Source organism: Enterobacteriaceae endosymbiont of Donacia dentata (assembly GCF_012570745.1).
Classification (GTDB): Bacteria; Pseudomonadota; Gammaproteobacteria; order Enterobacterales; family Enterobacteriaceae.
In genome coordinates this window covers 103408-126594 of record NZ_CP046212.1, presented here as the reverse complement: position 1 = coordinate 126594, position 23187 = coordinate 103408, and the positions used below count along the sequence as shown (strand labels likewise).

22 protein-coding genes, 2 tRNA genes and 1 pseudogene are annotated in these 23187 nt (G+C 20.8%); 17 read left to right on the top strand and 8 right to left on the bottom strand.

Annotation, left to right across the window (positions count from 1 at the left end; translation table 11 throughout):
• Positions 1 to 33: 33 nt before the first annotated feature.
• Positions 34 to 1191 (bottom strand): methionine adenosyltransferase, encoded by a 1158-nt coding sequence (metK, locus tag GJT90_RS00645; protein WP_168919977.1) that lies wholly within the window; start codon positions 1189 to 1191, stop codon positions 34 to 36.
• 189 nt (positions 1192 to 1380) lie between these two features.
• Here metK and tkt point away from each other — a divergent pair, with 189 nt between their 5' ends.
• Genes tkt through GJT90_RS00625 form a run of 4 tightly spaced genes read left to right on the top strand, consistent with a single transcriptional unit; the run spans position 1381 to position 6617 of the window.
• Positions 1381 to 3381 carry a transketolase gene (tkt, locus tag GJT90_RS00640; RefSeq protein ID WP_168920251.1) on the top strand — a complete coding sequence of 667 codons (2001 nt, stop codon included), beginning with the start codon at positions 1381 to 1383 and terminating at the stop codon, positions 3379 to 3381.
• Positions 3382 to 3427: 46 nt separating this feature from the next.
• Positions 3428 to 4594 carry a phosphoglycerate kinase gene (locus GJT90_RS00635; protein ID WP_168919976.1) on the top strand — a complete coding sequence of 389 codons (1167 nt, stop codon included), beginning with the start codon at positions 3428 to 3430 and terminating at the stop codon, positions 4592 to 4594.
• A 53-nt stretch (positions 4595 to 4647) separates the two neighbouring features.
• Positions 4648 to 5727, top strand: coding sequence for a class II fructose-bisphosphate aldolase (gene fbaA / locus GJT90_RS00630; RefSeq protein ID WP_168919975.1), 1080 nt, complete (start codon positions 4648 to 4650; stop codon positions 5725 to 5727).
• A gap of 56 nt (positions 5728 to 5783) precedes the next feature.
• Positions 5784 to 6617 carry a mechanosensitive ion channel domain-containing protein gene (locus GJT90_RS00625; RefSeq protein WP_168919974.1) on the top strand — a complete coding sequence of 278 codons (834 nt, stop codon included), beginning with the start codon at positions 5784 to 5786 and terminating at the stop codon, positions 6615 to 6617.
• Between the two features lie 20 nt (positions 6618 to 6637).
• Here GJT90_RS00625 and GJT90_RS00620 read toward each other — a convergent pair.
• Positions 6638 to 6712: transfer RNA gene (locus GJT90_RS00620), tRNA-Asp, on the bottom strand.
• A gap of 59 nt (positions 6713 to 6771) precedes the next feature.
• A complete protein-coding gene (gene dnaQ / locus GJT90_RS00615; protein ID WP_168919973.1) occupies positions 6772 to 7515 on the bottom strand; it encodes a DNA polymerase III subunit epsilon in 744 nt (247 codons plus the stop codon).
• Positions 7516 to 7556: 41 nt separating this feature from the next.
• Between dnaQ and rnhA the strand changes: the two genes are divergently transcribed.
• From rnhA to hisIE, 9 genes and pseudogenes are all read left to right on the top strand, one after another.
• Complete coding sequence (gene rnhA, locus GJT90_RS00610; RefSeq protein ID WP_168919972.1) at positions 7557 to 8021, top strand: ribonuclease HI; 465 nt, start codon at positions 7557 to 7559, stop codon at positions 8019 to 8021.
• Between the two features lie 203 nt (positions 8022 to 8224).
• On the top strand, positions 8225 to 9124 hold the full coding sequence (hisG, locus tag GJT90_RS00605) for an ATP phosphoribosyltransferase (protein ID WP_168919971.1): 900 nt from the start codon (positions 8225 to 8227) through the stop codon (positions 9122 to 9124).
• Positions 9121 to 10419: pseudogene (hisD, locus tag GJT90_RS02245) on the top strand (histidinol dehydrogenase); the annotation flags it as partial. The gene hisG and the pseudogene hisD, both read left to right, overlap by 4 nt.
• Positions 10420 to 10473: 54 nt before the next feature.
• A complete protein-coding gene (gene hisC, locus GJT90_RS02240) occupies positions 10474 to 11529 on the top strand; it encodes a histidinol-phosphate transaminase (RefSeq protein WP_246223063.1) in 1056 nt (351 codons plus the stop codon).
• A gap of 35 nt (positions 11530 to 11564) precedes the next feature.
• Entirely contained in the window at positions 11565 to 12632 is a 1068-nt protein-coding gene (gene hisB, locus GJT90_RS00595; RefSeq protein WP_168919970.1) for a bifunctional histidinol-phosphatase/imidazoleglycerol-phosphate dehydratase HisB, read from the top strand.
• On the top strand, positions 12629 to 13219 hold the full coding sequence (gene hisH, locus GJT90_RS00590) for an imidazole glycerol phosphate synthase subunit HisH (protein WP_168919969.1): 591 nt from the start codon (positions 12629 to 12631) through the stop codon (positions 13217 to 13219). The genes hisB and hisH overlap by 4 nt, the downstream gene beginning before the upstream one ends.
• Positions 13220 to 13228: 9 nt before the next feature.
• Complete coding sequence (locus GJT90_RS00585) at positions 13229 to 13969, top strand: 1-(5-phosphoribosyl)-5-[(5-phosphoribosylamino)methylideneamino]imidazole-4-carboxamide isomerase (RefSeq protein ID WP_168919968.1); 741 nt, start codon at positions 13229 to 13231, stop codon at positions 13967 to 13969.
• The gene (gene hisF / locus GJT90_RS00580; protein WP_168919967.1) at positions 13951 to 14730 is read left to right on the top strand and encodes an imidazole glycerol phosphate synthase subunit HisF; all 780 of its coding nucleotides are present in this window, start codon (positions 13951 to 13953) and stop codon (positions 14728 to 14730) included. Before GJT90_RS00585 ends, hisF begins: the two co-directional genes overlap by 19 nt.
• Complete coding sequence (gene hisIE / locus GJT90_RS00575; RefSeq protein WP_168919966.1) at positions 14724 to 15341, top strand: bifunctional phosphoribosyl-AMP cyclohydrolase/phosphoribosyl-ATP diphosphatase HisIE; 618 nt, start codon at positions 14724 to 14726, stop codon at positions 15339 to 15341. Before hisF ends, hisIE begins: the two co-directional genes overlap by 7 nt.
• A gap of 94 nt (positions 15342 to 15435) precedes the next feature.
• On the opposite strand, the gene hslU is transcribed toward hisIE, so the two are convergent.
• Positions 15436 to 16755, bottom strand: a complete 1320-nt coding sequence (gene hslU, locus GJT90_RS00570) for an ATP-dependent protease ATPase subunit HslU (protein ID WP_168919965.1) — start codon at positions 16753 to 16755, stop codon at positions 15436 to 15438.
• A gap of 31 nt (positions 16756 to 16786) precedes the next feature.
• A complete protein-coding gene (hslV, locus tag GJT90_RS00565) occupies positions 16787 to 17314 on the bottom strand; it encodes an ATP-dependent protease subunit HslV (RefSeq protein ID WP_168919964.1) in 528 nt (175 codons plus the stop codon).
• 252 nt (positions 17315 to 17566) lie between these two features.
• Here hslV and tsaB point away from each other — a divergent pair, with 252 nt between their 5' ends.
• A complete protein-coding gene (tsaB, locus tag GJT90_RS00560; RefSeq protein WP_168919963.1) occupies positions 17567 to 18247 on the top strand; it encodes a tRNA (adenosine(37)-N6)-threonylcarbamoyltransferase complex dimerization subunit type 1 TsaB in 681 nt (226 codons plus the stop codon).
• A 300-nt stretch (positions 18248 to 18547) separates the two neighbouring features.
• Positions 18548 to 19189 carry a ribonuclease T gene (gene rnt / locus GJT90_RS00555; protein ID WP_168919962.1) on the top strand — a complete coding sequence of 214 codons (642 nt, stop codon included), beginning with the start codon at positions 18548 to 18550 and terminating at the stop codon, positions 19187 to 19189.
• 11 nt (positions 19190 to 19200) lie between these two features.
• Here rnt and grxD read toward each other — a convergent pair whose 3' ends face one another.
• The gene (grxD, locus tag GJT90_RS00550; RefSeq protein ID WP_168919961.1) at positions 19201 to 19518 is read right to left on the bottom strand and encodes a Grx4 family monothiol glutaredoxin; all 318 of its coding nucleotides are present in this window, start codon (positions 19516 to 19518) and stop codon (positions 19201 to 19203) included.
• A gap of 139 nt (positions 19519 to 19657) precedes the next feature.
• Here grxD and GJT90_RS00545 point away from each other — a divergent pair, with 139 nt between their 5' ends.
• Positions 19658 to 21004: an MATE family efflux transporter gene (locus tag GJT90_RS00545; protein ID WP_168919960.1), complete on the top strand. Its 1347-nt coding sequence runs from the start codon at positions 19658 to 19660 to the stop codon at positions 21002 to 21004.
• 49 nt (positions 21005 to 21053) lie between these two features.
• A tRNA-Val gene (locus GJT90_RS00540) sits at positions 21054 to 21126 on the top strand.
• 24 nt (positions 21127 to 21150) lie between these two features.
• On the opposite strand, the gene tyrS is transcribed toward GJT90_RS00540, so the two are convergent.
• Together tyrS and GJT90_RS00530 are read right to left on the bottom strand one after the other, a co-directional pair.
• Positions 21151 to 22440 (bottom strand): tyrosine--tRNA ligase, encoded by a 1290-nt coding sequence (gene tyrS, locus GJT90_RS00535; RefSeq protein WP_168919959.1) that lies wholly within the window; start codon positions 22438 to 22440, stop codon positions 21151 to 21153.
• Positions 22441 to 22459: 19 nt separating this feature from the next.
• On the bottom strand, positions 22460 to 23080 hold the full coding sequence (locus GJT90_RS00530; RefSeq protein WP_168919958.1) for a riboflavin synthase: 621 nt from the start codon (positions 23078 to 23080) through the stop codon (positions 22460 to 22462).
• Positions 23081 to 23187 lie beyond the last annotated feature (107 nt).

Below are 23187 nucleotides of genomic sequence, written 5' to 3'. Positions count from 1 at the left end.
TAAAAGTTATAAAACATTTTTATTATTTTATTTTTATTTAATACCAGAAATATTTTTAAAATCATCTACTTTATTAAGTTGTTCCCATGAAAAAATATTTCTTCCAAAATGTCCATAAGAAGCAGTTTTTTGATATATTGGTTTTAAAAGATCTAACATTTTTATTAAATTAAATGGTCTTAAATCAAATATCTCTTTTATAAAAGATACTAATTTAGTATTAGATACTTTACCAGTACCAAATGTATTTACCATTATTGAAATTGGATTAGAAATTCCAATAATATATGCAATTTGTATTTCACAACGTGATGCTAAAGATGAAGCAACTATATTTTTTGCTATATAACGAGCTGCATAAGCAGCAGATCTATCTACTTTAGAAGGATCTTTACCTGAAAAAGCTCCACCACCATGTCTAGCCATACCACCATAAGTATCTACAATAATTTTTCTTCCTGTTAAACCACAATCACTAACTGGACCTCCTATAATAAAACGTCCAGATGGGTTAATAAAAAATTTAGTTTTTTTGTTAATCCATATTTTAGGTAATACTGGTTTAATAATTTCTTCCATGATAGCTTCTTGTAATTTTTTATATGGTATTTCTTTAGAAAGTTGTGTAGATAATACTACAGAATCTATATAAATAATTTTATTATTTTTATATTTAAAAGTAACTTGACTTTTTGCATCTGGCTCTAACCATGATATAATTCTTTTTTTTCTAATTTTTGCTTGTTGATATACTAATTTATGTGCATATGTAATAGGAGCAGGCATTAAAACATCTGTTTCGTTTGTTGCATAACCAAATACAAAACCTTGATCTCCTGCTCCTTGATTATATTTATCTGAATTAGAAATTATTCCTTTTTTTATATCTTTTGATTGTTTACTTATAATATTTAATATTGTACATGTATTTGCATCAAAACCTTTTTTAGGATCAGTGTATCCTATTTCTTTTATAGTATTTCTAGTAATAATTTCTATATTTATTTTAGCTTTAGTTGTAATTTCACCACCAATTAATACCATATTATTTTTAATATATGTCTCACATGCTACACGTGAAGTTATATCTTGTTTTATTATATTATCTAATATAGCATCAGAAATTTGGTCTGCTATTTTATCTGGATGTCCTTCTGATACTGATTCTGAAGTAAATAAATATTCTGTCATTCAAACTCTCATTATATAATTATTATAAGAATAAACATCATATATCATTAGTATATATTTTTTTAATAAAAATATATATAAAAATTATAAATTTATAATAAATAGATTTTAAAACATTTTAAGTATATATTTCTTTATATAAATAATATTTTCATAAAATAATTTTTGAATAAAAATTCAGGAGTAATAATGCCTTCTAGAAGAGATCTTGCGAATGCAATTCGATTTTTAAGTATAGATGCTATACAAAACTCTAATTCTGGACATCCTGGGGCTCCTATGGGTATGGCAGATATAGCAGAAGTACTTTGGCGTAATCATTTAAATCATAATCCTAATAATCCTAAATGGATAAATCGTGATAGATTTATATTATCAAATGGACATTGTTCTATGTTAATTTATAGTTTATTACATTTAACTGGCTATGATATAACAATATCAGATTTAAAAAATTTTAGAAAATTATATTCTAAAACTCCTGGACATCCAGAATTTGGTTGTACTCCTAGTATTGAAACTAGCACAGGACCTTTAGGGCAAGGATTAGCTAACGCTGTTGGTATGGCTATTGCAGAAAAAACTTTAGCTGCTCAATTTAATAGACCAAACTATAATATAATTGATCATTATATTTATGTTTTTATAGGTGATGGATGTTTAATGGAAGGAATTTCTCATGAAGTATGTTCTTTAGCAGGTACATTAAAACTTAAAAAATTAATAGTTTTTTATGATAATAATGGAATATCTATTGATGGTAATACAAAAGAATGGTGTAGTGATGACACTAAAAAAAGATTTGAATCTTATCAATGGAATGTTATATCTAATATAGATGGACATAATTTTGAAAGTATAGATACAGCTATAAAACAAGCTAAATCTTTAAAAGAAAATAAACCAACTTTATTAATTTGCAATACAATAATTGCTTTTGGATCACCTAATAAATCTGGGAAAAATATTGCACATGGATCTCCTTTAGGAATAAAAGAAATTATTTTAACAAGAAAACAATTAAATTGGAATTATAAACCTTTTGAAATTCCTATATCAATTTATAATAAATGGAATGCAAAAAATATAGGTAGTATAAAAGAATTAAAATGGAAAAATAATTTTAAAGAATATTCTAATATATTTCCTAATTTAACTATAGAATTAAAAAGAAGATTAAAAAATTTACTTCCTAATAACTGGAATAATGAAACATATAAATTTATTAATAAAATAAATGAAAAATATACAAATTATTCTACAAGAGAATCATCTCAATATATTTTAAATAAATATTCTCAATTATTACCAGAATTATTAGGAGGTTCTGCTGATTTATCTAGTAGTAATTTAACTATCTTAAAAAATTCCAAACCAATTAATAAAATTGAAAATGGAAATTATATTTATTATGGGGTAAGAGAATTTGGTATGACTGCAATTGCTAATGGAATAGCATTATATAATGGTTTTATTACTTATACTGCTACTTTTTTAGTTTTTTCAGATTATTGTCGTAATGCCATAAGAATGGCTGCTTTAATGAAAATTAGAAATATTATGATTTATACACATGATTCTATTGGAATTGGTGAAGATGGTCCTACACATCAACCTATAGAACAATTATCTAGTTTAAGATTAATTCCTAATATAAGTATTTGGCGTCCATGTGATAAAATTGAAACGGCTATAGCTTGGAAACAAGCTATAGAAAATATCAATAATCCTACTATTTTAGTTTTATCTAGACAAAATTTACCTACACAAGAAAGAAATAAAAATAAAATATCCTATATATCATATGGTGGATATATATTAAAAGATTGTTCAGATAGTAACCCTCAAATTATATTAATAGCTACTGGTTCTGAAGTTCCTTTAGCAATAGAAGTGTATAAAAAATTATCTATTTTAAAGTATAAAATTAGAGTTGTTTCTATGCCATCTACTGATGTTTTTGATAAACAGACAAAAGAATATAAAAATCATGTGTTACCTAGTAATATTAAATGTAAAATAGCTATTGAAGCTGGATCAAAAAATTATTGGTATAAATATGTAGGTTTAGATGGTGATATTATTGGAGTAGATAGTTTTGGATATTCAGCATCTGCTAACACATTATTTAATAAATTTGGTTTTACTACAAAAAATATTATTTCAAAAATAAAAAAAATTTTAAGTTAATTTTAATAAATTATTTTTACTTATAAAGTATAGGATTAATTTACTTATGTTAAATATTTCAGATATCAATATTAAAAATAAAACTTTATTAATTAGATCTGATTTCAATGTTCCAATTGATTTAAAAGGTAATATTATTTCTGATATTAGAATTAAATTATCATTACCTACTATTCAATATGCTTTAAAGAAAGGAGCTAAAATTCTTTTAGCTTCTCATTTAGGTAGACCAATTGAAGGTCAATATAATCCTTTATATTCTTTAAAAAATATCGCTATTTATTTAGAAAAAATTTTACATTATAAAGTAATTTTAGAAAAAAATTATTTGAATGGAATTCATTTTAAAAAAAATACAATAATACTTTTAGAAAATGTACGTTTTAATATTGGTGAAAAAAATAATAATCAAAAATTATCCCAAAAATATGCTTCTTTATGTGACATATTTGTCATGGATGCATTTGCTACATCACATCGTATGCATTCTTCTACTTATGGAATTATGAATTTTGCTAAACAATCTTGTGCAGGAATGTTATTAATTAATGAAATAAAAAATTTAAAAAAATTTTTAAAAAATCCTAAAAAACCAATAATTTCCATTATTGGTGGTTCTAAAATTTCTACAAAATTTAATATTTTAAAAAAATTAGCAAAATTATCAAATAAAGTTATAGTTGGAGGAGGTATAGCAAATACTATATTATCATTAAATAATGATATTGGTAATTCATTATATGAGCCAAATAGTGTTTTATTAGCACAAAAAATAATAAAAAAATATAAAAATATTATTATTCCAGTTGATTGTAGAGTAGGTACTTCATTTTCAAATAATACTTCAGTAAAAATAAAAAAAATAAACAAAATATTAAGAAATGAACAAATTCTCGATATAGGAGATAAAACAATTAATATAATAAAAAATGAATTAAAAAAAGCAAAAACTGTATTATGGAATGGACCTGTTGGAGTTTTTGAATTCCAAAATTTTAGTAAAGGAACTGAAGAAATAATTAATGCCATTATTAATAATAATAATATTTTTTCAATTGTAGGTGGAGGAGATACTATATCTGCCATAGAATTATTTAATGTTTTTAATAAAATTTCTTATATTTCTACTGGTGGAGGTGCTTTTTTAAAATATATTGAAGGTAATAAATTACCTGTTATATCAAAATTAGAAAATATTTCACTAAAAAATTAAAATTAAAAATTAAAATAATAATTATACATGAAAATTTATAATAAGGTAGGTATATGTCTAAAATTTTAAATTATGTAAAACCTGGTGTTATTTTTGGTAATGATATACAAACTATTTTTAAAATAGCAAAAAAACATAATTTTGCATTACCTGCAATTAATTGTATTAGTACTGATTCTATTAATATAGTTTTAGAGACTGCAGCTAAAGTAAAATCTCCAGTTATTATTCAATTTTCTAATGCAGGTGCTGCTTTTATTGCAGGTAAAGGATTACAAAATGTTAATCCTGAATTAGCTTCTGTAATTGGAGCAATATCTGGAGCAAAACATGTACATCAAATTGCTAAATATTACGGTATACCAGTAATTTTACATACTGATCATTGTCCTAAAAATAAATTATCATGGATTGATAATTTATTAAATGAAAATAAAAAATATTTTTTAAAATACAAAAAACCTTTATTTTCTTCTCATATGATAGATTTATCTACTGAATCTGTTGTAGATAATATTCAAATTTGTAGTAAATATTTAAAAAAAATGTCAAAAATGAATATTATATTAGAAATTGAATTAGGATGTACAGGTGGAGAAGAAGATGGTATTGATAATAGTAAATTAACTAAAAAATTATTATACACGGATCCTTATGATGTTAACTATGCTTATGAAAAATTAAAATTAATCAGTCCTCAATTTATTATTGCAGCATCTTTTGGAAATGTACATGGAGTATATCAAAAAGGTAATGTTAAATTACTACCAAAAATTTTAAAAAATTCACAAAATTTTATTTGTAAAAAACATAATCTTACAAAAAATCCTATAAATTTTGTATTTCATGGTGGTTCTGGATCTTCATCAGTAGAAATTAAAGAATCTATAAAATATGGTGTTATAAAAATGAATATTGATACAGATATTCAATGGGCAACATGGAAAGGTATATTAGAATATTTTAAAAAAAATAAACAATATTTATCTAAGCAGTTGGGTAATCCTGATGGTTTAAATAAACCTAATAAAAAATATTATGATCCAAGATCCTGGATTAGAGCATCTCAAATTTCAATAAAAAATAAATTAGAAAAAATTTTTAAGAAATTAAATGCAATTAATACTTTATAAAAAAATTTAATTATAAAAAAGAATATAAATTATTTTATAAAACGGATGATTAAAATATGAATAAATTTACTAGTGTATTAGATTTCATAAAATCATGGATTATACATAATAAAGTTTTTATTTTTTATCAAGGTGAACATTTTTTTTTAGCTGGTATGATTTTATTTTTTGGATTATGGGGAGTAAAAATTGCTACTAGAACTATAAAAAATGTTTTCACTATTAGAAATATAGATCCAATAACAATTGGTTTTCTTTCTAACGTTTTAAAATATAGTTTAACAATATTCGTAATAGTTAGCGCATTAAGTAGTATTGGATTAAAAACATCATCTATTTTTGCAGCATTTGGAACTATAGGTCTAGTCGTGGGTTTAGCTTGGCAAAGTGCATTAGCAAATTTGGCATCAGGATTATTAATTATTACTTTTCGTATTTTTAAAGTAGGAGATTATATAAATATAGGTAATGTTACTGGTAAAATAACTAATGTTGAAATTTTTTGTACTCTTTTTAAGACATTTGATGGAAGTATTATATCTGTACCAAATGGTAAAATTCTTACAGAAAACATAATAAATTTTTCTAAAGCGAATGAATATCGTAATAAAATTACTTTAGGTGTTTCACGTGATTTAGTACAAGAAGATGTTAATATAATAAAAAAAATAATATTAGATACTATGTCGATAAATAGTAAAATAATAGAAAATTCTATTATAGATGTTATTGTTGATGAAATTACTAAGAATTCTATTAATTTTACTGTTTTTTTTTGGATTAATGATTTTAGAAATAAAAAAGAAATTTGCTCAGATTTAATTAATATTTTAAAAAATAATTTAGAGTTATATAAAAAATCTTGTGTATTATGGATTATTAATGATTAAACTAATATTTTATTAAAATACGGTGCGAACGGGACTTGAACCCGTGACCCCCGGCGTGACAAGCCGGTATTCTAACCAAACTGAACTATCGCACCATAATATTTTAATATTATATTTTATATATTATTAATAATCAATATTTTTTTATTTATTTTTAAGTTGTTTTTTTTGACCATAAACAAAATCCACATTTTTTTTTAATTAATTTTAATTGTAATTTATGTAATTTTAATTCTTCATCAGAAGCATATATAATTAAATTTTTTTTTTTAATTAATTTTTTATAAAAAAAAGGTAATTTAATATCAATATTATTATTTATTTTTTTTGAAAGTTCTAATTTAAACGTATTTTGTTTAGTAGTCATGAACAAAAAAATTTTTGCTAAAAGTTTTGCATCTAATAATGCTCCATGTAAATCACGTTTACTATTGTCTATATGAAATCTAGAACATAAAGAATTAAGTGAGTTTCTTTTTCCTGGAAATAAATTCCTGGCTATTTTAAGTGTATCTTTTATCTTACAAATATTTTCAATTTTAGGTAAATTATTTTTTAATAATGATAATTCATAATTTAAAAAATTAATATCAAATTGTGCATTATGAATAATTAATTCTGTCCCTTTTATATAATTTAAAAAATTATTTACAATATCAAAAAAAATAGGCTTATTAGATAAAAATTCATTAGAAATTCCATGAATATTAAATGCATCTTGACTTATATTTTGTTCAGGATTTAAATACGTATGAAAATTATTATTAGTAATATTACGATTAACAATTTCAACCATTCCTATTTCTATTATACGATGACCTATATAATAAGGAGGAGAAAAATTCATTCCTGTAGTTTCTGTATCTAAAACTACTTGACGTATATTAATTTTTTTCATATTTGTTATATAAATAAAATAAATTTTTAAAAAGAAGTTATATGTATAAAAATATAAATATTTTTACAGATGGTTCTTGTATATATAATCCTGGTCCAGGAGGTTGTGCAGCTATTTTACAATATAATAAATATGAAAAAATTTTAACTCAAGGTTTTTTTTTAACTACTAATAATAGAATGGAATTAATGGCTTCTATTATAGCATTTGAATCTTTAAAAGAAAGTTGTAATATTTGTATATCTACTGATAGTAGATATTTAAAAGAAGGTATTACAAAATGGATATATAATTGGAAAAAATTTAATTGGATACGTAATAAAAAAAAGATAGTAAAAAATATTGATTTATGGAAAAGATTAGATTTAGTGTTATTAAAACATAATGTAAATTGGAATTGGATAAAAGGACATTCATATCATAAAATGAATAATGAATGCGATAAATTAGCTCGTATTTCAGCAAAAAATCCTATAAATAATGATTTAGGATATACAAAAAAATAAAAAAATAATTATTTTAATATATAAAAAATATCAAAATTATTTTATACTTAAATAATTTTGAAATAAAAAATATTTATTATTTTAATAAAAATAATTTATTTTAGTTGAAATAATAATTTAATTTTATTTAAAATCATAAAAATTAATTTTAAGTAAAATGTTTTATAAGAATTTCAAATTATTCTAAAAAAAGGATATAAAGCATGCTAGATAATAATCGTTTACGAATAGCTATGCAAAAATCTGGTCGTTTAAGTAAAGAATCTAGTAAATTATTAAAAAAGTGTGGTCTTAAAATTAATTTTCAGCAACAACGTTTAATAGCTTTTACAGAAAATATGCCAATTGATATTTTAAGAGTACGTGATGATGATATTCCAGGATTAATTATGGAAGAAGTTGTTGATTTAGGAATTATTGGGAAAAATGTTTTGGAAGAAGAGGTTTTAACTCGTTTATCAAAAGGTGAAAATGCTAATTATTTAACTTTACGTAAATTAGATTTTGGGATATGTAGATTATCAATAGCAATACCTATTAATAAAAATTATACAGGATTACAATCTCTACAAAATTCTTGTATTGCAACATCTTATCCTAATATTCTAAAAAAATATCTTGATAAACATAATATTATATTTAAACCTTGTATGTTAAATGGATCTGTTGAATTAGCACCAAGAGTAGGTTTATCGGATGCTATTTGTGATTTAGTATCTACTGGAGCTACTTTAGAAGCAAATGGTATAAAAGAAGTAAAAGTTATTTATAATTCTCAAGCATGCTTAATACAGCGTTGTGGTAAAATTAAAGAAATTAAACAAAAATTAATAAATAAATTATTAACTAGAATTAAAGGAGTTATAAAAGCTAGAGAATCAAAATATATAATGTTACATGTTCCTAATAAAAAATTAAAAGAGGTAATTTCATTATTACCAGGTGCTGAAAATCCTACTATTCTACCATTAATTGGTAATACTCAAAAAGTAGCAATGCATATGGTAAGTAGTGAAACACTATTTTGGGAAACAATGGAAAAATTAAAATTATTAGGAGTAAGTTCAATCTTAGTTTTACCTATTGAAAAAATTATGGAATGAAAATGACTATTATAAATAATCTTATATACTGGAATAATTCTGATAAAATTCAAAAAAAACAAATACTATCTAGACCAATATTTTCAATTGATAAAAAAATTAAACATAATGTAACAGAAATTTTAAATCAAGTTAAAAAAAAAGGTGATACTGCTTTAAAAAAATATAATTTATTATTTGATAAAATTCAAACTAATGAATTAAAAATAAATAAAGAAAAAATAAATAATTCAAAATTTTTTTTAAAAAAAGATATTAAAAATGCTATACAACAAGCATATAATAATATACATAAATTTCATAAATCTCAATTACTAAGAAAAAAAATAATTAAAATTATACCTGGTGTATTTTGTCATCAAATTTATCGACCTATATCTAAAGTAGGATTATATATACCCGGAGGTACATCATCACTTTTTTCTACTGTATTAATGTTAGGAATTCCTGCAAAATTAGCATTATGTCCAAATATTATATTATGTTCTCCTCCTCCTATATCTAATGAAATTTTATTTTCTGCATATTTATGTAATATAAAAAATATTTTTCAAATAGGGGGAGCTCATGCTATAGCTGCGATGGCTTTTGGTACTGAATCTATTAATAAAGTAAATAAAATTTTTGGTCCAGGAAACTTTTTTGTTACAGAGGCTAAAAGACAAATTACTAATCAAAATGAAATTTTTGATAAAAATGTTTCTATAGATATGCCTGCTGGTCCATCAGAATTAATGATTTTAGCAGATAAATCAGCAAACTATAATTTTATTATAGCTGATTTATTATCACAAGCAGAACACGGAATTGATTCACAAGTATTTTTACTTACTACTGAAGAAAAAATAGCAAAATTAGTTCAAAACAAACTTTATAAAAAATTAGAAAAATTACCTAAAAAAAAAATAGCAAAAAAATCTCTTAGTAAAAGTTATATTATCATAGTCAAAAATATGGAAGAATGTATTAAAATAGTAAATAAATATGCTCCTGAACATCTTATAATTCAATGTAAAAATTATCGTCAAATTTTACCTAAGATTATCAATGCTGGATCAATTTTTTTAGGTAATTGGTCTCCTGAATCTGCTGGAGATTATGCATCAGGAACAAATCATGTTTTACCGACTTATGGACATGCATTAACTTATTCTTGTTTAGGAGTATATGATTTCCAAAAAAAAATGTCTGTACAAAAATTAACAAAAAAAGGATTATTAAATATTTCTAATACAGTAGAAATTATGTCAAAATCAGAAAATTTATTAGGTCACAGTAACGCTATTACTATAAGAAAAAATTTTATTAATAAAAATTTATTAAATATTAAAAATATTAATATAAATAATATGGTTAGAAAAAATATTTTTAGTCTTAAACCATACAAATCAGCAAGATTATTACATAATAATATTAATAATAATACAATTTTATTAAATGCAAATGAGTCTCCTATTATTTCTCTTTTTTCTTTAAATAAAAAAACATTTAATAAATATCCAGAACCACAATCTCGAGAACTGATTAATTTTTATAGTAAATATGTAAATTTAAATTATAAAAATATTTTAGTTACTAGAGGAGCTGATGAGGGTATAGATATAATTATGCGTACATTTTGTGATCCTGTAAAAGAAAAAATTTTATTTTGTCCTCCAACATATGATATGTATCGTGTTAATGCTGAAATACTTAATATTAAATATATTATGATTAATAGTTTAAATAATTGGGAATTAAATATTAATTTTATTAAAAAAAATCTTTATAATATTAAAATAATATTTATTTGTCATCCTAATAATCCTACAGGTAATTGTATAAATAAAAATAATATAATAAAACTCTTAGAGTTAGTTAAAAATAAAATAATTATTGTAATTGATGAAGCATATATTGAATTTTGTATAAATAAAACTTTAGTTAATTTAATAGATAAATATCATAATTTAATTATATTAAGAACTTTATCAAAAGCTTTTGGATTAGCTGGTTTACGTTGTGGTTTTATATTAACTAATAGTAAAATCATTAATATTTTACAAAAAGTTATTGCTCCTTATCCAATACCTAATCCTGTAATAGATATAGCTATACAAGCTCTATATCCTAAAAATTTAATTATTATGAAAAATAATGTAAAAAAAATTATTAATAATAAAAAATGGTTAATTAATAATTTAAAAAATTATAAAATTATAAAAAAAATATTTTATAGTGAAACAAATTTTGTTTTAATAAAATTTTTTAATTCTCATTATATTTTTAAAGAATTATATAAAAAGAAAATAATTGTTAGAAATCAAAATCATGAAAATAGATTAAAAAATTGTTTAAGAATTACAATAGGAACATTTAATGAATGTAAAAAATTAATTTTTGAATTAAAAAAATTATCTTGTTAAGATAATTAATTATTATTATAAATAGAATTTTATATATGTTAAAAAAAATACTTTTTATAGATAGAGATGGTACATTAATATCTGAACCTAAAGATAATTATCAAATTGATCATATAAATAAACTTTTTTTTGAAAAACATGTTATTACTGTTTTATCAAAACTAAAAAAATTATCTTACTTATTTGTAATTATTACAAACCAAGATGGTTTAGGTACTAAATCTTTTCCTTATAAAAATTTTAATATACCACATAATTTTATGCTTAATATTTTTAAATCTCAAGATATAAAATTTGAAGATATTTTTATATGTCCACATTTTTCATATAATAATTGTATATGCAGAAAACCAAATACAACAATGTTAAAATCTTATTTAAATAATAATTTAGATAAAAAAAATAGTTATGTTATAGGTGATCGTTTAACAGATTTAGAATTAGCAAATAATATTGGCATTAATGGTATTTTATATAATAAAAAAAAATGTAATTGGTTAAATATTTTAAGTAAACTAACACCATTTAAAAGATATGCTATAATAAAAAGAGTAACAAAAGAAACAAAAATATATGTAGAATTATTTTTAGATAAAAAAGGAAAAAGTATAATTAATACAGGGATTAATTTTTTAAATCATATGTTAGAACAAATAGCAATACATGGAGGATTTATTTTAAATATTTCTAGTAAAGGAGATTTAAAAATTGATGATCATCACACAATAGAAGATATTGCAATTTCATTAGGAAAAGCTTTATCAAAAGCTATTGGTAATAAAAAGGGAATTAATAGGTTTGGATTTTTATTACCAATGGATGAATCACTAGCAAAATGTGCAATAGATTTATCAGGTAGACCATATTTACAATATTATGCTAAATTTAAATATCAAAAAATTGGTGATTTAAGTACTGAAATGGTTAAACATTTTTTTTATTCTTTATCATATTCTATGTCATGTAATATATATTTAAAAGTTAATGGAGAAAATGACCATCATAAGATTGAAAGTTTATTTAAATCCTTCGGATGTACTTTAAAGCAAGCAATAAAAATTGTAAATAATATTATTCCCAGTTCAAAAGGAGTATTAAATTGAATATTGTTATTTTAGATACATCTTGTGGTAATTTTTACTCTTTACAATCTACTATTGAAAAAATAGGATTTAGATCTCAAATTACAAATGATAAAAATTTAATTTTAAATGCTGATAAAATTTTTTTACCAGGAGTAGGTTCAGCATATTCTGCAATAAAAAAATTAAAAAATGATAATTTATTAAAATTAATTAAAAATTGTAAAAAAGATATTTTAGGAATATGTTTAGGAATGCAAATTTTAGGAAAACATAGTGAAGAAAATGAAGGAATAAATACTTTAGGAATTTTAAATTATTCAACATATTTAATGAATAATAAAAATGTTCCTATTCCTCATATGGGATGGAATAAAGTAAATATTACAAAAAAATCTCCATTATTTCATAATATATATACAGGATCTTATTTCTATTTTTCTCATAGTTATAATATTCATTTAAATAATTATACTATAGCTGAAACAAATTACGAAAATTTATTTAGTTCTGCTATACAAAAAGATAATTTTTTTGGAGTGCAATTTCATCCAGAAAAATCAGGAAATAATGGTATTCAATTAATTAAAAATTTTTTAAAAATATAAAACAAAAAAATGATTATTCCAGCTATTGATTTAATAAAAGGACAAGTTGTTAGATTACATCAGGGTAAGTTTAATGTTAAACGTAAATATTTACACAAACCTTTTTTTTATATTAAAAAATATTTAGAACAAGGAGCTAAAAAAATACATCTAATAGATTTAGATGGTGCAAAAGATCCTAGTAAAAAACAAATATTTTTATTAAAAGAATTATCTAAAATTAATTTTATTTCTATACAAATAGGAGGAGGTATTAGAACTCAAACAGATATAGATTTTATTTTTAATTTAATACCTAATGCACAAGTTATATTAGGTTCTTCAATTATAAAAAATCTTGATAATGTTAAAAAATGGTTTAAATTATATAATCCATACTCCTTAATTCTAGCATTGGATATTAAATTTGATAAAAATCATAAAAAAATAGTTTTTATTAATGGATGGCAAAATAAAAGTAATATTATTTTTGAAGATATTATAGAACAATTTTTAAATATAGGTTTAAAATATGTTTTATGTACAGATATTTCTAAAGATGGTACATTATTAGGACCAAATATAAATCTTTATACTGAAATTGTAAAAAAATACCCAGAAGTATTTTTTCAAGCATCAGGAGGTGTTTCTACTTTGAAAGATATTAAAAACTTAAAAAAAAGTGGAGTAAAAGATATAATCATTGGAAGAGCTTTTTTAGAAAAAATATTTTCTTTCAAAGAGGCTAATTTATGTTGGCAAAAAGAATAATTCCTTGTTTAGATGTTTATGAAAATAAAGTGGTAAAAGGTAAACAATTTAAGAATCATCAAATTATAGGAGATATTTTATCATTAGCTTCTAAATATGATAAAGAAGGAGCAGATGAATTAATATTTTATGATATTACAGCATCAATTGATAATAGATTAGTTAATAAAAAATGGATATCTCAAATATCTAATTTAATTAATATCCCTTTTTGTGTAGCAGGAGGAATACAATCAATAAGTGATGCTGCACAAATATTACATTTAGGAGCTGAAAAAATATCTATAAATTCTCCTGCATTAAATAATCCTTCTTTAATTACAAAATTATCAAAATATTTTGGTACACAGTGTGTTGTAGTGGGTGTTGATTCTTATTATAATAGTGTAACAAAAAAATATTATGTTTACAAATATACTGGTAATATAAAATATACTGAAATAACTAATTGGGAAACAATTGAATGGATTAAAAAAGTACAAGATTTGGGAGCAGGTGAAATAGTATTGAATATGATGAATCAGGATGGATTATGTAATGGTTATGATTTAAAACAATTAAAAAAAATAAGAAAAATTTGTAAAATTCCTTTAATTGCTTCTGGAGGAGCAGGTTCTAAAAAAGATTTTTATAATGTTTTTAATAAAAAAATTAATGTAGATGGCGCTTTAGCAGCATCGGTTTTTCATAAAAATATTATTAATATTCAAGTATTAAAACAATTTTTATACAAAAAAAATATAGAGGTAAGAATATGTTAAAAAAAGATTTTGTAGATAATTTAAATTGGATAAAAACTAATGGATTAATACCTACTATTATACAACATAAAATTTCTGGACAAATTCTTATGCATGCTTATATGAATAAGGAATCTTTAAAAATAACTTTAAATACAAAAAAAGTTACATTTTTTTCTCGAACTAAAAAAAAAATATGGACAAAAGGAGAAACAACAGGTAATTTTTTAATTTTAAAAAATATTACTACAGATTGTGATAAAGATACTTTACTCATTTTAGTAGAATCAATTAATAAAACATGTCATTTAAATGAATATAGTTGTTTTAAAAAATTTACATCAAATTTTACTTTTTTATATTTATTAGAAAAATATCTAGATAAAAAAAAAGAAAAGGATAATATGAAACCTTTTTCGTATACTTATAAATTATATCAAAGTGGTTTAAAAAGAATATCACAAAAAGTAGGAGAAGAAGCTATAGAAACTATTATAGCTGCAAATTATGATAATAAAACAGATTTTATTGAAGAAACAGCAGATTTAATCTATCATTTAATTATACTTTTAAAATTTAAAAATATTAATTTAAATAATATTATAGAAATTCTAAAAAAAAGAAATAGTTAATATTATTTTACTTATTTAAGATTATGTAATCTAAAAATATAATCACTAAATGTAAATGATTAATATTTATTATTTAAACATAATAATTAATTTATTATAAAATATATCTGCTAATATCTTCATTTATAATTAGTGAATCTAAATGTTTACTTACATAAATTTTATCAATAGTAATCGATTTATTATTATATTTATCAATATCGTAAGATATATCTGACATTAAATGTTCAAGAATAGTATGTAATCTTCTTGCTCCTATGTTTTCTGTTGTTTCATTTACCTTCCAAGCAGATTCAGCTATTCTTTTAATACCATCTTCAGTAAAAATAATATTTATTTTTTCAGTTGCCAATAATGCTTTATATTGTACTGTGATAGAAGCATTTGGTTCTATAAGAATTCTTTCAAAATCATTACTAGTAAGAGCTTTTAATTCTACTCTTATTGGTAATCTACCTTGTAATTCAGGAATTAAATCAGAAGGTTTAGATATTTGAAATGATCCTGATGCAATAAATAAAATATGATCTGTTTTAACCATTCCATGTTTTGTTGAAACTGTACATCCTTCTACTAATGGTAATAAATCACGTTGTACTCCTTCTCGTGAAACATCTGAAGATATATTATTATTTCTTCTACAAATTTTATCTATTTCATCTAAAAATACAATACCATTTTGTTCAACTGATTCTATAGCTTTTTGTTTAATATTCTCGTTATTAATTAATTTATTTGCTTCTTCTTCTAAAAGTAATTTAATAGCATTTTTAATTTTTAATTTACGTTTTTTTTGTTTATTACCTCCTAAATTTTGAAATAATGATTGTAATTGGCTTGTCATTTCTTCCATACCTGGAGGTGCCATAATTTCAATTCCCATAGGAGAACTTGATATATTAATTTCAATTTCTTGATTATCTAATAATCCTTGTTTTAATTTAGTTTTTAATTTTTCACGAATAGATGTAATATTATCATCTTGATTCCAATTATTTTTATTAGGTATTAATGCATTAATAATTCTCTCTTCAGCCATTTTTCTTGCTTTATTACAATTTTTTTTAAATTCTTTTATACGTATCATTTTTATAGCAACATCAGTTAAATCTCTAATAATTGAATCTACTTCTTTTCCTACATAACCAATTTCAGTAAATTTAGTTGCTTCTACCTTTATAAAAGGTGCATTAGCTAATTTTGCTAAACGACGAGCAATTTCAGTTTTACCTACTCCCGTAGGTCCTATCATTAATATATTTTTAGGAGTTACTTCTTGCCTTAAATTTTCATCAAGTTGCATGCGTCTCCAACGATTTCTTAACGCAATAGCTACAGCTTTTTTTGCATTTTCTTGACCAATGATAAATTTATTTAATTCATTAACTATTTCTTTTGGAGTCATTTCAGACATAATTAGCATTTTCCTCATGCTTATTTATATATTAATTAGATGGCAATTCTTCAATTGTAAAATTATGATTAGTGTATATACAAATATCTCCTGCAATATTTAAAGATTTTTTTACTATTTCATATGCACTTAAATTAGTATTTTCAAATAAAGCACGTGCAGAGGCTTGTGCATATGGGCCACCAGAACCAATAGTAACTATATTATTTTCAGGTTGAATTACATCTCCACTCCCTGTAATTATTAAAGAAGTAATTTTATCTGCAATTACTAATAATGCTTCTAACTTACGTAAAATACGATCTGTTCTCCAATCTTTTGCTAATTCTACTGCAGATTTTATTAAATTTCCTTGATGTATTTCTAATTTTTGTTCAAATAATTCAAAAAGTGTAAAAGCATCTGCAGTACCACCAGCAAAACCAGCAATTACTGTATCATTATATAATTTACGAATTTTTTTTACATTTCCTTTCATTATAATATGACCTAAAGTTGCTTGTCCGTCACCACCGATAACTACATTTCCATTTTTTCTTACACTAACTATTGTTGTCATGAGTTTACATTATCCTCAATTATTATTTTTATATCTCATAACATTATAAATGTTTAAATATTTTTATTAATATTTTAATATTTTTAATAAAATTTAACTTAATTAAATTAATAATTATTATATGATATATAGTATTATTTAATAAAATAATTTTTTTATAAAAAACAGTTTTAATTTTACCAAAAACAGTAAAATTATAACATAATTTGAATTTTAAACAATAAATTTATATTTAATTAATAATAAAATCTTATGTATAAAAATATTTTGATTATTGATACATCTACTGAATATTGTTTTATTACTTTAAAAAGTAAAAATATTATTTATAATGAAAAAAAATATTGTCCTTTTTCACATATTAAATATATATTACACTTAATTCATCATATTTTAAAAAAAAATAGTTTATTTTTAACTGATTTAAATTTATTAGGGTGTAATTTAGGTCCCGGAAATTTTACAAGCCTAAGAATAGGTATAGCAATAATAGATAGTATATCTTATGCACTTAATATACCTAAAATAGGTTTATCTCATTTAATGATTATTGCCGAAAAATCTTGGAAATTAACTGGAATTACAAATATTATAACTGTAATAAAATATAATAAAAATTATATGTATTTTGCTTTATATAAAAAAAATTTAAAAGGATTATGGATTGGTAAAAATAGTGAATGTTTATTACATTATGATGATTTTATAAAAAAAATTTTAATACTAAAAGGAATATGGGTTTTAATTTCTAATATTGATAAAAATACAGAAATTAATATAAAAAAAATATTAAACAAAAATTTAAAAATATATTTTATTAAAAATTTATTTACTTCATCAGAAGTAATGATTGATATTATTAATAATATTTTATTGAATAAAAAAAGAATAAAAAAACATTATAAAATTAATTATATTAAAAATATTTTTTAAATTTAAATTAATAAAATTATTATTATTATAAAAAATTCTATTTTATATAAAAATTTAATTAAAAATATAAATTTTTATTGTTATAATTTGTAATTAATAAAATTAATATATAATTTTATAATTAATAATTTTTTTAAATTAATAATTTATTATTAAATAATATAGAATAATTTTTTATTATAAAATTTTATTTAATAAATAAAATATATATAGTAATTTTTACTTGTAATTTTTTATATAAAAGTATAATTTATTTATGTATATAAAATTAATATAAATACATTTTAAAAATTTTAAAAAATGAATAAGTTATCAAAATTAAATCTTTTATCTTCTAGATTTAGAGGATTTTATCCTGTTGTAATTGATATTGAAACTTCAGGATTTAATTCAAAATATCATGCTATATTAGAAATTAGTATAATAACATTAAAAATGAATAATGGTTGGTTAGAAAAAAATGAAATGTTACATTTTCATATTTTACCTTTTAATGGATCTCATATATCTCATGAAGCATTAGCTTTTAATGGAATAAATATTAATACTTCTTTAAGAGGTGCTATAACTGAAAGTAAAGCTTTAAAAATTATTTTTTCAAAAATATCTCAAGATATAAAAAAACATAAATGTAAAAAAGCAGTTTTAGTAGCTCATAATGCTAATTTTGATCATAGTTTTATTATGGAAGCTGTAAAACGTACAAAAATGGAAAATTATAATCCATTTCATTCTTTTGTTACATTTGATACTGCTTCAATGAGTGGTTTAATTTTAGGACAAACTGTTTTAGCTAAATCATGTCATGCTATGGGAATTTCTTTTGATAATAATCAAGCACATTCAGCTTTATATGATACTAACCGTACTGCTAAATTATTTTGTAAATTAGTTAATAAATGGAAAGAAATAGGAGGATGGCCTCCAAAATTTTTATTTTAAAATATATAAAATTAATTATTTTTTTTATAGTTTAAAATCATTTTTAATTTTTTTGTATTATGTAGTGAATATATAATATCATATCCTCCTATTAATTCATTATTTACCCATAATTGGGGAAATGTAGGCCAATTAGCATATTTTGGTAAAAAATTTCTAATATCAGGATTTTTTAAAACATCAACATAATAAAATTTTATTTTATAAAACATAATAATTTTTACAGCTTTATTTGAAAAACCACATTTAGGATTATTGGGATTTCCTTTCATATATAAAATAATAGGGTTACTTTTTATTTGTTCTTTAATCTTTTTTAAAATTTGCATAAAATTTCCTTAATTTTATTAAATAAATTTAATTATATTAATCATATTAAATAATTTCAAATTTTTTTTTAAAAATATATTTATATATTTATAATATTATGTAAAATTCAATAAATATTAAAAGTAAAAAAGGATATATGTGCAAAAATATTTAATTGAAATAAAAAAATTATTTAATCTTACAATACCAATTATTTTAACACAAATAGCATGTATTTTAATAAGTATTATAAATAGTATTATGTCTGGATATTATAGTAATATAGATATGGCTATTGTAGCTATGGGTACATCAATATCATTACCAATAATATTATTTAGTCATGGTATTTTATTATCTTTAATCCCTATTATTACTAAAATTAATGGATCTAATAAGAGAAAAAATATAACAAATTATATAAAACAATCATATTTATTAGTAATAATAATATCTTGTATTATGATATTAATTTTTTATAAAATTGGTTTTTTAATATCATTTTTATCTAAAAATAAATTTATAATTTTAAAAACAAAAATTTATTTAAAAATTATTTCCTGGAGTATACCCGGATATTTATTATTACAAGTATTAAGATGCCAATGTATAAGTTTATCGTTTATTATACCAGATATGTTAATTAATTGGTTAGGTGTAATTTTATATATACCTATAAATTATATTTTTATATATGGTTTAGGTTATATACCAAAATTTGGAGGAATTGGATGTAGTATATCTATTGTTTTAATCTATTGGATAATGTTTTTTCTTACTCTAGGATGTATGTCAAAATCTAAACGATTTCATGATATTAAATATTTTAGTTTATTTAATAAACCTGATATTAAAATACTAATGAAATTACTAAAATTAGGTATTCCTATTGGATTATCTATTTTTTTTGAAATAACATTATTTAGTATTGTTTTTTTTTTAATATCTTCTAATATGGAAATAGAAAGTATTATTAGTCATCAAATAGCTTTAAATTTTAGTTCATTTATTTTTGTTATTCCTTTATCTTTAAGTATTTCTACAACTATAATAATTGGATTTTATCTTGGTTTAGGTTATAAAGAAAAAGCAAAAATTATTAGTTGGATTTCACAAATTATAGGAATAATAATATCTTTTTTTATTTTTTTTATAAGTATTATTTTAAAAAATAAAATAGCTTCTTTTTATAATCATAGTAAAAACACTATAAATTTAGCTTCACATTTAATTTTATTAGCATCTATTTATCAAATTTTAGATTCTATTCAAGTTATCGGATGTGGTATATTAAAAGGATATAAAGATACTAAATCTATTTTTTTAATTACTTTTTTTTCCTATTGGGTAATAAGTTTACCTATTGGTTATTTTTTATCTATTACTAATTTTATTGTATCCCCAATGGGTCCTGCTGGTTTTTGGATTGGGTTTATAATTGGATTAACAGTTGCAGCATTTTTAGTTATATTACGTATTATGAAAATACAAAAAATTGACTATTAAAATAAATACATATATTATATTTAATGTTAAGATTTTATTTATAATATATGCGTTCTTAACTCAGGGGTTAGAGTGTCACTATGACATAGTGAAAGTCAGAGGTTCAATTCCTCTAGAACGCATAAAAATTATAGTTATATTATTTTTTATTTCCAATAAATTAAACAAAAATTCTTTTTTCCTTTTCTTAATAAAGTAAAATGATTAAATTTTTTATGATATTCTGTAAATATAAATGAATTATCTAATACATTTTCATTATTAATATATATTGCACGTGATTTTATCATAGTAAGTGCTTGAGTACGAGATGATACAAATTTACTTAAAACTAAAATTGTTGATAAATCAAATTTTTTGTTTTCTACATAAAGATTATCAATATTATTTAGTAATGTATAAAATTCTTTTTCTGATAAATCATTTATATTTTTATTAAAAAGTAAATTAGTTATTTTTTTTGATATGTTTAATTTTTTTTCACCATGAACTATTTTTGTCATATATTCAGCTAATAAATATTGTAAACTATCTTTTTTAATTTTTTGATTTTTTTGTTTGAAAGAATTAATAAAATTAATTTCATAATTAGTGAACATATATAAAAAATTAAATACTGTGGAATCTGGTATATTTAACCAAAATTGAAAAAATTTATATGGACTAGTTTTTTTAGAATCTAACCAAATAGTTTTATTTTCTGTTTTTCCAAACTTTGTTCCATCATTTTTAACAATTAATTTTGTTGTTAAACCAAAAACTTTTTTTTTATTAATTTTTTTCACAAGATCAATACCAGAAACAATATGTCCCCATTGATCAGATCCACCAATTTGTAGTATAACATTAAAATTTTTATTTAAATAAGCAAAATCATAGGATTGTAATAAATTATAAGAAAATTCTTTAAAAGATATTCCACCTTCTATATTATTATTTTTCATTCTTTTTTTTATTGCATCTTTATTCATCATATGATTAACATAAAAATGTTTCCCTATTTTTTTTAAAAAAAATAAAATATCCATTTTATGGAACCATTCATAATTATTAATTATACTTGCGCTATATTTTCCACAATTAAAATCTAAAAAATTCGTTAATTGTAAACTAATTTTTTGAAGCCATTTATTTATAAGATCTATTGAATTATTTTGTCTTGTTTTAAATTTAAAACTAGGATCACCAATTAAACTTGTAGCTCCTCCTAATAAAATAATTGGTTTATGTCCTAATCTTTGAAAATATTGAAGTGTAATTAATTGTATAAGATGACCTATATGTAAACTATCTGCTGTTAAATCAAAACCACAATAAAGATTAATATTTTTTTCTTTTAAAATATTATATAAATTATTTCTATTAGTTACTTGGTATAAAATATTACGATTTTCTAATATTTTTATAATATTTATGTTTTTTTTTTTTATAAACATCCATATTCCTTTAATTTTATTAAATATATTTAATATTATTTTTATGTATTTTTTTTACTGTTTTAACTATAATATAAGCATATAAATCAATTTCAATATTTACATAATCATTAATTTTTTTATTTGATAATGTAGTTCTTAATAATGTTTCTGGAATTATATTTACACTAAATTTGTTTTTTAATTTTTTATCTATAGTTAGACTAACACCATCAATACATATTGATCCTTTTTTAAAAATATAATTCATCTGAAGAATATTATTTGGTTTTATCCATAAAATTTTAGAAAAATTATAATTTTTAATATTAATAATTTTAGCTATATTAGTAATATGTCCTAAAACTAAATGCCCCCCAATAAAATTATTTATTGTAATAGGTTTTTCAAGATTTAAATAATCACCTATTTTAATTTTTTTAAAAGTAGTTATATTAAAAGTTTGTTTTAATATGTTAAAAACAATTATGTTTTTATATAAATTAATAATTGTTAAACAACAACCATTATTAGAAATTGATTGTCCTATTTTTAAATTTTTTCTAAATTTTTTTTTTATTTGTACATATATAAAATATAAATTTTTTTTATAAATTATATTTTTAATTTTTCCTATGGATTTAATAATTCCTGTAAACATTTTTTAATTAACTTTTAATATTTTATTAACTATATATTAACAAACAATCATCATCTTTATAATAAAGAACATTTAATTTATTAATTTAAATTAAAATAAATTTTTAT

Coding starts and splice junctions, on each gene's coding strand:
- grxD (WP_168919961.1), bottom strand. CDS start 19,518: ATGCAAATTTTAAAAAAGATTAAAGAACAAATAAAAAGTAACCCTATT.
- hslU (WP_168919965.1), bottom strand. CDS start 16,755: ATGTCTGAAATGACTCCAAAAGAAATAGTTAATGAATTAAATAAATTT.
- GJT90_RS00530 (WP_168919958.1), bottom strand. CDS start 23,080: ATGTTTACAGGAATTATTAAATCCATAGGAAAAATTAAAAATATAATT.
- tkt (WP_168920251.1), top strand. CDS start 1,381: ATGCCTTCTAGAAGAGATCTTGCGAATGCAATTCGATTTTTAAGTATA.
- fbaA (WP_168919975.1), top strand. CDS start 4,648: ATGTCTAAAATTTTAAATTATGTAAAACCTGGTGTTATTTTTGGTAAT.
- hisG (WP_168919971.1), top strand. CDS start 8,225: ATGCTAGATAATAATCGTTTACGAATAGCTATGCAAAAATCTGGTCGT.
- metK (WP_168919977.1), bottom strand. CDS start 1,191: ATGACAGAATATTTATTTACTTCAGAATCAGTATCAGAAGGACATCCA.
- GJT90_RS00625 (WP_168919974.1), top strand. CDS start 5,784: ATGAATAAATTTACTAGTGTATTAGATTTCATAAAATCATGGATTATA.
- hisB (WP_168919970.1), top strand. CDS start 11,565: ATGTTAAAAAAAATACTTTTTATAGATAGAGATGGTACATTAATATCT.
- hisF (WP_168919967.1), top strand. CDS start 13,951: ATGTTGGCAAAAAGAATAATTCCTTGTTTAGATGTTTATGAAAATAAA.
- GJT90_RS00585 (WP_168919968.1), top strand. CDS start 13,229: ATGATTATTCCAGCTATTGATTTAATAAAAGGACAAGTTGTTAGATTA.
- dnaQ (WP_168919973.1), bottom strand. CDS start 7,515: ATGAAAAAAATTAATATACGTCAAGTAGTTTTAGATACAGAAACTACA.
- hisC (WP_246223063.1), top strand. CDS start 10,474: ATGGTTAGAAAAAATATTTTTAGTCTTAAACCATACAAATCAGCAAGA.
- rnhA (WP_168919972.1), top strand. CDS start 7,557: ATGTATAAAAATATAAATATTTTTACAGATGGTTCTTGTATATATAAT.
- rnt (WP_168919962.1), top strand. CDS start 18,548: ATGAATAAGTTATCAAAATTAAATCTTTTATCTTCTAGATTTAGAGGA.
- hisIE (WP_168919966.1), top strand. CDS start 14,724: ATGTTAAAAAAAGATTTTGTAGATAATTTAAATTGGATAAAAACTAAT.
- tsaB (WP_168919963.1), top strand. CDS start 17,567: ATGTATAAAAATATTTTGATTATTGATACATCTACTGAATATTGTTTT.
- hslV (WP_168919964.1), bottom strand. CDS start 17,314: ATGACAACAATAGTTAGTGTAAGAAAAAATGGAAATGTAGTTATCGGT.
- GJT90_RS00635 (WP_168919976.1), top strand. CDS start 3,428: ATGTTAAATATTTCAGATATCAATATTAAAAATAAAACTTTATTAATT.
- tyrS (WP_168919959.1), bottom strand. CDS start 22,440: ATGTTTATAAAAAAAAAAAACATAAATATTATAAAAATATTAGAAAAT.